Genomic DNA, 2,874 nt, shown 5'->3' on the forward strand with positions numbered 1-2,874 from the left:
ACTGTCTGCTTCGTTTTCTTCACCGCGTCAGCAGCGAAGAACCGAACTATACACCTCACAACAAAACCAGTCAACACCCAATTTCAAAAAAATTAAAAATTTCTCACAACTATCTGTATTTAAATAATTTAAAATTTATTGAATTTTATCATTCAATAGATAAACCAGATACCCTAAGATAAATAGCCCTGTGGCTTTACTCTTAATTGCCACATTCAACACTCTACAACTCTATATTACTGGCGCTTTAGTCCCATCTACTCTTACAATCTCTACTTTCTCCAATAAAACAATCATAAATTCTAGAATAGCCCCTATTATGAGTAACGAAAAGATTCAACAAAAATTTGAACAAGCATATCACTCTTTTATCGAAGAGGAAAATTACGAGGAAGCGCTAAAACGTGCCGAGATTCTTTGCCTTCTCAACCCCCAATCTGCAGAATTTCATCATAAAGTTGCTTATGCCTATCTGAAGCAATTGAAATGGGAAAAAGCCATTGAGGCTGAAATGAAAACGCTAGAGCTGGATAGTACCTATATTCCTGCTTTGGATTTACTTGCACATGCTTATGGCGCTCTAGATAATTGGGAAAAAACCGGGTTTTACGGTCATCAGGCTTTGGTTCTAAAAGATAAAGCTATTCCAGACCTAGAACATGAAATCATTCCGATACCGGCTCCAAAAAACGGCAAACGGATTATCTCCTTTTCTTTATTTGGCAATAATTCCAAATATATTGAGCCTGCCGTCTTAAATACCCAGCTTGCACCTGTGCTTTTCCCCGGTTGGACATGTCGTTTTTATGTCGACGATTCTGTATCGGCTGAAGCTATTCAACGATTTAGAAATAACGGAGCAGAAGTAATTAAAGTTGGCGCTCCATTGGACAGCTGGCCGGGTACGATGTGGCGCTTTCTTGCCATTAATGATCCTGAGGTTGAATACGTTATTTTCCGTGATGCAGACTCTATTATTTGTTATCGTGATGCAGCGGCCGTATCCGAATGGATAAAAAGTGGCACCCTATTCCACACTATTCGCGACTCAGGCTCGCATACCGCCCTAATTCTTGCAGATATGTGGGGCGCTAAAGCGGGTGCAGTCCCAGATATGCAGGAAAAGATTCAGAACTTTGTCGACGAGGGCTACCCTTCCAGACATTTTGCCGACCAAGATTTTCTAGAAAAAGAATTGTGGGCCTATATCCGTCAGAATCTGTTCGCACATGACAGATTATTTGATTTCTGTAATGCACACGAAATTCCCGGCGAGTTTTACCCTAATTATCAAATCGCTTTCAGCGAAGGGGTTACCAGCTTTAACGCAACGACTGATTGTGAAGACGGCAGCCTGGCAAAATGGACGCTGTACTCCAGTGCTTCGCCTTTGGTCAATCCGGACTACTCGCTCAATGTTGTTCCTGAATTTAAAGTCTGCAGTTATGTGACTGAAGTAAAAAACGGAGCGGTTTCAGCATTTTTGCCGAAGAGATATGGTAATGCGATTAAAGCAAAACTGGCCAGAATCAACATCGAACAAATATAATTTGATTTGGTTCCTATATATCTCATTTAATGAACTCGTTATTTATGAGCAAACACATTCTCCTCGGCATTACCGGCGGTATTGCGGCGTATAAATCTTGTGAACTGGTCAGGCTGCTGAAAAAGCAAGGACATTCTGTATCAGTAGTGATGACGGATTCTGCGACAGAATTTGTCTCCCCACTGACTTTCCAAGCTTTAACTGGCAACCCTGTTTTATCGGATACCTATTCAGGTGCTTCCAATAATGGCATGGCGCACATCAATCTGACGCGTGAAGCTGACGCATTTCTTATTGCGCCAGCCACTGCCAATACGATTGCCAAAATTGCCAACGGATTAGCTGATAATCTACTGACCAACTTGGTGGCAGCTAGAAAATGTCCTTTGGCCGTTGCACCTGCAATGAATGTCGAAATGTGGAACAACCCTGCCAACCTGCGCAATATTGAGCAACTGGTTTCAGACGGCATTACCGTGTTTTACCCAAACAGTGGCGAACAGGCTTGCGGTGAAACAGGTACAGGTAGAATGGTCGAAGCGGTCGATCTGGCAGATTTGCTAGAAGATTTATGGACACCCAAGCTACTGAGCGGCAAAAAAGTTCTGATTACAGCCGGCGCAACGTTTGAAGCCATTGATCCTGTCCGCGGCATTACCAATATTTCCAGCGGACAAATGGGCATGGCTTTAGCGCGCGCGTGCCGTGCTGCCGGAGCGAAAGTCACGCTGATTTACGGTCAAATTCAGACGGCCTTGCCAGCAGGCTTGGCTCATTCCGAACAAGCTGTCAGCGCAGAAGCCATGTATCAGGCAGTTCACCGCCATATCCATGAACAGGATGTCTTTATTTCCGTTGCAGCCGTTGCAGACTATAAAGTAAAAAACAGCAGCAACGAGAAACTGAAGAAAAACGGTAATCAGCCCCCGGTTATCGAACTGACGGAAAATCCAGATATTCTCGCATCCGTTGCCGCCCTGCCTTCTCCACCATTCTGCGTTGGCTTTGCTGCCGAAAGCCATCAGGTTTTGGAATTTGCACGGGCAAAACGTTTGCGCAAAAACGTACCGATGCTGGTAGCCAACCAAGTTTCCGTTTCCATGGGTAAGCCAACCAATCAAATCACCATTATTGATGACCTTGCCGAAACTTCATTTCCGGAAACATCCAAACGCCAAGCAGCGGATGAAATCGTCAAACGCCTGGCTGAATTATTAGCTTAATCAAACAAAAGGCCGTCTGAAAGCTTTGAACTGCACCCCAAAAGTTGGACATCCCCCCCTCCAACTCACAAGGTGCAGTTTTTTTTATGAGCAAATATACAT

The 2,874-nt window shown here is 43.9% G+C and carries 2 protein-coding genes and 1 pseudogene; all 3 read left to right on the forward strand.

Annotated elements, in window-relative coordinates; translation table 11 throughout:
• Positions 1–182: pseudogene (locus ACTHTA_RS11320) on the forward strand (hypothetical protein); the annotation flags it as partial.
• 137 nt (positions 183–319) lie between these two features.
• On the forward strand, positions 320–1,549 hold the full coding sequence (locus ACTHTA_RS11325) for a tetratricopeptide repeat protein (protein WP_308888517.1): 1,230 nt from the start codon (positions 320–322) through the stop codon (positions 1,547–1,549).
• Between the two features lie 44 nt (positions 1,550–1,593).
• Positions 1,594–2,772, forward strand: coding sequence for a bifunctional phosphopantothenoylcysteine decarboxylase/phosphopantothenate--cysteine ligase CoaBC (gene coaBC / locus ACTHTA_RS11330; RefSeq protein WP_308888518.1), 1,179 nt, complete (start codon positions 1,594–1,596; stop codon positions 2,770–2,772).
• Positions 2,773–2,874: the final 102 nt, after the last annotated feature.

The organism is Neisseria sp. P0013.S005 (assembly GCF_051958425.1).
GTDB classification, from domain to species: Bacteria; Pseudomonadota; Gammaproteobacteria; order Burkholderiales; family Neisseriaceae; genus Neisseria; species Neisseria subflava.

Excerpts from the sequence above, each read along its gene's own strand:
- ACTHTA_RS11325 (WP_308888517.1), top strand. The coding sequence starts at position 320 with ATGAGTAACGAAAAGATTCAACAAAAATTTGAACAAGCATATCACTCT.
- coaBC (WP_308888518.1), top strand. The coding sequence starts at position 1,594 with ATGAGCAAACACATTCTCCTCGGCATTACCGGCGGTATTGCGGCGTAT.